At 74.6% G+C, this 7,043-nt stretch carries 5 protein-coding genes; 4 read left to right on the top strand and 1 reads right to left on the bottom strand.

Annotated features, from left to right (window positions below):
- The first annotated feature begins 566 nt into the window (after positions 1 to 566).
- Entirely contained in the window at positions 567 to 2,018 is a 1,452-nt protein-coding gene (locus FMEAI12_RS27960) for an alpha/beta hydrolase domain-containing protein (RefSeq protein ID WP_112108421.1), read from the top strand.
- An 85-nt stretch (positions 2,019 to 2,103) separates the two neighbouring features.
- Here FMEAI12_RS27960 and gcvT read toward each other — a convergent pair whose 3' ends face one another.
- Positions 2,104 to 3,201, bottom strand: a complete 1,098-nt coding sequence (gcvT, locus tag FMEAI12_RS27955; protein WP_112108420.1) for a glycine cleavage system aminomethyltransferase GcvT — start codon at positions 3,199 to 3,201, stop codon at positions 2,104 to 2,106.
- Positions 3,202 to 3,393: 192 nt separating this feature from the next.
- Between gcvT and FMEAI12_RS27950 the strand changes: the two genes are divergently transcribed.
- The 3 genes from FMEAI12_RS27950 to FMEAI12_RS27940 all read left to right on the top strand — a co-directional run.
- Entirely contained in the window at positions 3,394 to 4,989 is a 1,596-nt protein-coding gene (locus FMEAI12_RS27950) for a leucyl aminopeptidase (RefSeq protein ID WP_112108419.1), read from the top strand.
- A 275-nt stretch (positions 4,990 to 5,264) separates the two neighbouring features.
- Entirely contained in the window at positions 5,265 to 6,647 is a 1,383-nt protein-coding gene (lpdA, locus tag FMEAI12_RS27945) for a dihydrolipoyl dehydrogenase (protein ID WP_071065371.1), read from the top strand.
- A 100-nt stretch (positions 6,648 to 6,747) separates the two neighbouring features.
- Positions 6,748 to 7,043 (top strand): biotin/lipoyl-containing protein (locus FMEAI12_RS27940; RefSeq protein ID WP_304598636.1); only part of this gene is annotated, 296 nt, incomplete at its 3' end.

Here is a 7,043-nt window from a genome sequence, read left to right as displayed (position 1 = left end):
CGCCCTCGAAAACTGGATCAGTCACTGGAACGAGAACGCCAGGCCCTTCAAGTGGACCAGGACCGCCGACCAGATCATCGACGCGATCGGGCACTACTGCGCGCGAATCTCCGGACCGGGACACTAGTACCAAGTCGGACGTAGCTCAGCATCACGGCCGGGTGGAGTTCCGCGGACTTGTGCCGCGGCCCGCGGCTGGTCGGCACCTTGGTGCCAGTGCGACGAAAGCCCGTAGCGATCATCCGGATCGGGCGGCCGCGGAACCGGACCCGAAGTTACCCACCGGTAGATATCGGTGCCCTGACTCCCGGAGGACCTTTCGGGGCCCGCCCAGCAGGATTCGCGCCTCGCGGTACCACTCGCGAAGCGTTGTCCGCCGTGGCCCCTGCGTGACTCACTGGTCGCCACCACCGACGCACAGTCGGCGAGCATCGCCGCGCAGAGTACCGGGCGCGGGCCGAGGAGGACCTGTGAGACTCCGTCCCAGCCATGTTCGGGAACCGATCCCCAACGCAGTCGGGGCCGGGAGCGGGCCGCCCTCCCGGCGGCGCGCGGCGCGCGCGCCGATGGCGGTGGTGCTCACGGGCCTCGCGCTGCTGGCGTTACCGGCCTGCTGGACCGTGCCGGGCGGCGGCCCGGGCGGACCTCCGCCTGACATCGCGGCCGACCTGTCGCAGGAGCTGACCGGTGGGAACGGCCCGTTCATCGGCGCCGCCGTCACGGTGGACCTGGCCCAGGCCGGCTACGTCGAGCACGAGTACGCGGCGGCCGGGACGGCGTCGTCCTACCGCGCCGTGGGCGGGCTCCCCCAGGACGGCCGATGGACGTTCGAACCCGACGGGAGCGCCTCGTACCGCACCCGGGTCCTCGTACGCCGGCCGGCTCAGGCCGCGGAGTTCAGCGGCACTGTGATCGTCGAATGGCTGAACGTCAGCGGCGGGGTGGACGCCGACCCCGAGTGGGCCAACCTGCACGAGGAGATCACCCGGCAGGGCCATGTCTGGGTCGGCGTGTCCGCGCAGCAGATCGGCGTGATCGGCGGCCAGGTTCTCGTGCAGGCCCCCGGCCCCGGCTCGGAGCTCGCCGGCAAGGGACTGAAGGCGATCGATCCGGCCCGGTACGGCTCGCTGGCGCACCCCGGCGACGGGTTCTCGTTCGACATCCTGTCCCAGGTCGCCCGCGGCCTCCGGGCCGGCGCCGCGCTCGACGGCCTGCAGCCGCGGCGGCTGGTCGCCGCGGGCGAGTCCCAGTCGGCGTTCGCGATGGTCACGTACTACAACGGCGTCCAGCCGATCACCGCCGCCTTCGACGGCTTCTACGTGCACAGCCGGGGCGCCTCCGCGCTGCCCCTGGTCGGGCCCGGCCAGGGGGCGGACCTCACCGGCGCGCTGCTCAGCTCCCCGACGACGTTCCGCACCGACCAGACGGCACCCGTGTTCGACGTGCAGACCGAGTCGGACCTGACCGGCATCCTCAACTCCAGCAAGGCCCGGCAGCCCGACAGCGACCGCTTCCGGCTGTGGGAGGTCGCCGGCACCGCACACGCCGACGCGCACCTGCTCGGCGCCAACGCGGCCTCGATCGACTGCGGCGTCCCGATCAACAACGGTCCCCTGCACCTGGTCGCGAAGGCTGCCCTGCGGGGGCTCACCGACTGGCTGGAGACCGGCCGGGCACCGGTCACCGGGCCGCGCGTCGAGCTGACGGAAGGCCTGCTGCCGGGCGTGCGCCGTGACGCGGACGGCATCGCCCTCGGTGGTGTCCGCACACCGCCCGTCGACGTTCCCATCGACGTGCTCTCGGGTGATCCCGGGCCGAAGCTGTCGACGATCTGCCTGCTGCTCGGCTCGACCACGCCACTTCCCGCCGACCGCGTCGCCGAGCTGTACCCGACCCGCGCGGCCTACCAGCAGCGTTACGGCACCAGCGCCGACAAGACCGTCGAGGCCGGATTCGTCCTGCGCGAGGACCGCGCCGCCCTGCTGGACTTCGCCGAGCCGGAACGCGTGACCGGCTGACACCGCTCGTCACCCGCTGAGGCGGGCCGCCGGGCGCCCGGGAGTCCGGCCGCCCGGCGGCTCGCGTCGGCGCGGCCCGCCGGCGTCATCGGGGAGAGGCGGAGACGAACGGCGGGCGGACGACCGTCATCGTCGAGACGCGGCCGCGCACGTCCACGGCCACCTCGTCGCCGGCGGTCACGGAGCGGTCGAGCAGGGCAAGGCCGATGCCCTGCCGCAGGGTCGGGGAGAACGTGCCGCTGGTGACCTCGCCGAGCTCGGCACCGTCCGGGCCGCTCACCCGCATGTGCGGGCGCGGGATGCCGCGGTCGTTCGAGCGCAGCCCCCACAGTGACCGCGCCGGGCCCGCCGCGCGCTCGGCGAGCAGCGCCTCGCGGCCCCAGAACGCCGGCTTGTCCCAGCCGACGGCCCACCCCGACCGGGCCTGCACCGGGCTGATGGACAGGGAGAGATCCTGGCCGTGCAGCGGGTAGCCCATCTCGGTGCGCAGGGTGTCCCGGGCGCCGAGGCCACACGGCAGGCCACCGAGGCCGGTCACCACCGTCAGCAGCTCGTCCCAGAACGGCACCGCGTCCGCCCAGCGCGGCAGGAGCTCGAAGCCCGCCTCGCCGGTGTAGCCGGAGCGGCAGACGATGACGGGCCGCCCCTTCCACTCGGCGTCGGCGAAGCTCATGTAGGCACCGTCGGCGGGCAGGCCGAGCTTGCGCAGCACCTCCGGCGCGGCGGGGCCCTGCACCGCGAGCACCGCGAACTCGGTGTGCAGGTCGGTGACGGCGACGCCGGCGGGCGCCTGCGCGGCGAGCCGCCGGACGACCTCGGCGGTGTTGGCCGCGTTGGGCACGAGGAACACGTTGTCGGCGGCGTAGTAGTAAGCGATCAGGTCGTCGACGACGCCGCCGGTCTCGTCGCAGCACAGCGTGTACTGCGCCTGGCCGGGGCCGACCCGCCTCAGGTCGTTGGTCAGGCAGGTGTTGACGAACTCGGCCGCGCCGGGGCCGGCGACCCGGGCCTTGCCCAGGTGGCTGACGTCGAAGATCCCCACCGCGCCGCGGACGGCCGCGTGCTCGGCGAGCACGCCCCGGCCGGCGTACTCGATCGGCATCTCCCACCCGCCGAAGGCGGCCGTCTTGGCGCCCAGCTCGACGTGCCGTTCGTGCAGCGGGGACCGACGCAGCTCTCCCATACCGGCAGCGTAGCCGCCCGGGACGTCACTTCGGCACGCCGGCGGCGGCCCGGACGGGACCACGTGGCCACGGGCCGGCGGGATGACGGCGCGGTGACGGGGCGATTTCCCGCTGTCCCCTCCGGCCACCGGCAGCCCACCGCCTCGGTGCCACACCAGGCCACAGGTCCCGGGGCCCAATACGCTCGAAGCATGACCGTCACCTCTGCCGCCTCCGCAGCCCTCACCGACCTCGACGTCGACGCCGTCGTGATCGGAATGGCCAAGGGCGACGACGGTCCGGTGCCCCTCGGCGGGACCGGCGCCCTCGACGCGGCGCTCGGCGGCCGGCTGGCCCGGATCCTCGCCGACCTCGGCGCGACCGGAGCCACCGGCGACATCGTCCGCTTCGCCACGCTCGGGACGCTGAAGGCCCCGACCGTGCTCGCGGTCGGCGTCGGGGAGCACGCCGCGTTCACCGCCGGTACCGCCGGAGCGGGTGAGGAAGCGGGCGGTGCCAGCGCCGACACCGACACCGAGACGCTGCGCCGCGCGGCCGGCGCCGCCGTCCGCGCGCTCGCCGGCACCGCCCGGGTCGCCTCGACGCTCGCGCTCGCCACCGGGCGGCCCACCGCGTCCACGCTGCGCGCGGCGGCCGAGGGCTCGCTGCTGGGCGCCTACGCGTTCGACAGCCTGCGCACCTCGCCGAACGGGCCTGCACCCGTGCGCGAGCTGGTCCTGACGGTCGAGGACCCGTCCGACCTGGCGGCGGCCGAGGCCGCACTGGAGCGTGCGACGATCATCGGTGAGGCCGTCACGCTGGTGCGGGACCTGGTGAACACCCCGCCGAGCCACCTCTCGCCGGCCCGGCTGGCCGAGATCGCGGTGGAGCGTGGCGACGCGGCCGGCGTCGAGGTGACGGTGCTCGACGAGGAGGCGCTCGCCGAGGGCGGCTACGGAGGCCTGCTCGGTGTCGGCCAGGGCTCGGCCAACCCGCCGCGGCTGATCCGGCTGCGCTACCAGGGTGCCGCCGGCACCGGGGCGGCCAGGGGCGAGCCGGCCGGCACCGACCTCGCCCTGGTGGGCAAGGGCATCACGTTCGACTCCGGCGGCCTGTCGCTGAAGCCGCCGGTGTCCATGGAGTGGATGAAGAGCGACATGGCCGGCGCGGCCTCCGTGCTCGCGGCCGTCGTCGCGGCCGCACGGCTGGGCCTGGCGCTCAACGTGACCGGCTGGATGCCGTGCGCGGAGAACATGCCCTCCGGCGACGCCATCCGGCCCTCCGACGTGATCACGCTGCGCGGCGGCAAGCGGGTCGAGGTGCTCAACACCGACGCCGAGGGGCGGCTCGTGCTCGGCGACGCGCTGGCCCGCGCGTCCGAGGACACTCCGGCGCTCGTCGTTGACGTCGCCACCCTCACCGGCGCGCAGATCGTCGCGCTGGGCACCCGCACGAGCGGGGTGATGGGCCGCTCCGAGGCGACCGACGCGGTGGTCGCCGCCGCCGGGCGCGCCGGCGAGACGGTATGGCCGATGCCGATGCCGCCGGAGCTGCGCAAGAGCCTCGACTCGGTGGTCGCCGACCTGGCGAACGTGGCGCCGGGCGGGAACCGCGACGCGGGCATGCTGCTCGCCGCCCACTTCCTCGCCGCCTTCGTGCCCGAGGAGATCCCCTGGGCGCACGTCGACATCGCCGGCCCGTCCTGGAACGGCGGCGAGCCCTACGGCTACACGCCCAGAGGCGGTACCGGGGCCATCGTGCGCACCCTCGTCCAGCTCGCCGAGGACAGGGCCGCCACCACCCCGTGACGTGCGGCGCCACCGCCGCGCGCCGCCGCGCGAGAGGCCGGGTGAGAGGCCGGGTGACACGAACGGACGTCGCGTGATGCGGCACAGTCGGCGCAGTCCAACCGCCTCGTCGTGAAAGACTGGGCGGGCCGGAGCGTGTCACCCGGCGGGACGCCCGTCCCGCGGTCGGGTGCCGCCCCGGCGGGGCTCACCGGCCTGGACGACGACCACGCTCCTCCCCGCCGCCAGGCCGTGACCCCACCCGTCCGCAAGTCGACGAAGAAGGGACCCCTCGCGTGGCGGACACAGCGGCCGGTCCCGTCGACCTGGTCGTCCTCGGGGGTGGCAGCGGCGGGTACGCCGCCGCGCTGCGCGCCGCCGAGCTCGGCCTGCGGGTCGTCCTGATCGAGAAGGACAAGCTCGGCGGCACCTGCCTGCACCGCGGCTGCATCCCGACGAAGGCGCTGCTGCACGCGGCGGAGGTCGTCGACACCGTCGCCGCCAGCGAGACCTTCGGCATCCGGGCCACCCTGGACGGCATCGACATGGCCGGGGTCGGCGCATACCGCGACTCGGTGGTCGACGGCCTGTACAAGGGCCTGAGCGGACTGGTCCGGGCCCGGGGCATCGAGGTCGTCACGGGCACCGGCCGGCTGGTGTCCCCGACCGCGGTGACCGTCGGCGACCGGGTGGTCGAGGCCCGGCACGTGCTGCTCGCCACCGGCTCGGCCGCGCGAACGCTGCCCGGCCTCGACCTCGACCACCGGACGGTCATCGACAGCGGGGACGCGCTGGCGCTGGAGCACGTCCCGGGGTCGGTGGTGGTGCTCGGCGGCGGGGCGATCGGCTGCGAGTTCGCGTCGGTCTGGCGTTCGTTCGGCGCCGAGGTGACCATCGTCGAGGCGCTGGGCCATCTCGTCCCGGCCGAGGACGAGGCCAGCTCGAAGCTGCTCGAACGCGCGTTCCGCGCCCGGGGCATCGCCCTGCGCCTCGGGGTGCCTCTCGCGGGCGCGAAGACCACCGACCAGGGCGTGACCGTCGTCCTGGAGGACGGGTCCACCGTCGACGCCGAGCTCCTGCTCGTCGCGGTCGGGCGCGGCCCGGTTTCCGCCGGCCTCGGCCTGGACGAGGTCGGCGTCTCGACGGACCGCGGCCATGTCCTCGTCGACACGCACCTGCGGACGAACATCCCCACGGTCTCGGCCCTCGGGGACGTCCGGCCCGGGCCACAACTGGCCCACGTCGCGTTCGCCGAGGGCATCCTCGCGGCCGAGCTGCTCGCCGGGCTCGACCCGGTACCGGTCGACTACGACAACGTCCCGCGGGTCACCTACTCCCATCCCGAGGTGGCGTCCGTGGGTCTGACCGCGGCCGCCGCCCGGGAACGCCACGGGGAGATCAACACCGCCACGTACCACCTGGCGGGCAACGGAAAGGCACGGATCCTGCGCTCCGCGGGCGCGGTGACCGTGGTCTCGGCTGCGGACGGCCCGGTCGTCGGCGTCCACATGGTGGGCGACCGGGTCGGCGAGCTCATCGCCGAGGCCCAGCTCATCACCAACTGGGAGGCATACCCCGCCGACGTGGCCCAGCTCCTCCACCCGCACCCGACCCTCTCCGAGGCGCTCGGCGAGGCGCACCTCGCTCTCGCCGGCAAGCCACTGCACGTCCACAGCTAGGCACGTCCACAGCTAGCCCGCGGTGCCCGCGTCCGCCCCGCCCGGCCCGACCGGGTGTGGTGGGGAGGGCGCCGGGCGCGACGAAGGAGTCGTTGTCAGCATGTCAGTATCCGTCACGATGCCCCGCCTCGGGGAGAGCGTCTCCGAGGGGACGGTCACCCGCTGGCTGAAGAAGGAAGGCGAGCGGGTCGAGGCCGACGAGCCGCTCCTCGAGGTCAGCACCGACAAGGTCGACACCGAGATCCCCGCGCCGGCCTCCGGCGTGCTCGGCTCGATCAAGGTCGCCGAGGACGAGACCGTCGAGGTCGGCGTCGAGCTGGCTGTCATCGAGGACGGCGCCGCGGGTGCCGGCGCGGCGGCCGCGCCCGCCGAGGCCCCCGCCGCGGCCCCGGAGCC

This window comes from Parafrankia sp. Ea1.12 (assembly GCF_900465275.1).
Taxonomy (GTDB): domain Bacteria; phylum Actinomycetota; class Actinomycetes; order Frankiales; family Frankiaceae; genus Parafrankia; species Parafrankia soli.
This window is presented reverse-complemented; position numbering and strand designations above follow the sequence as displayed.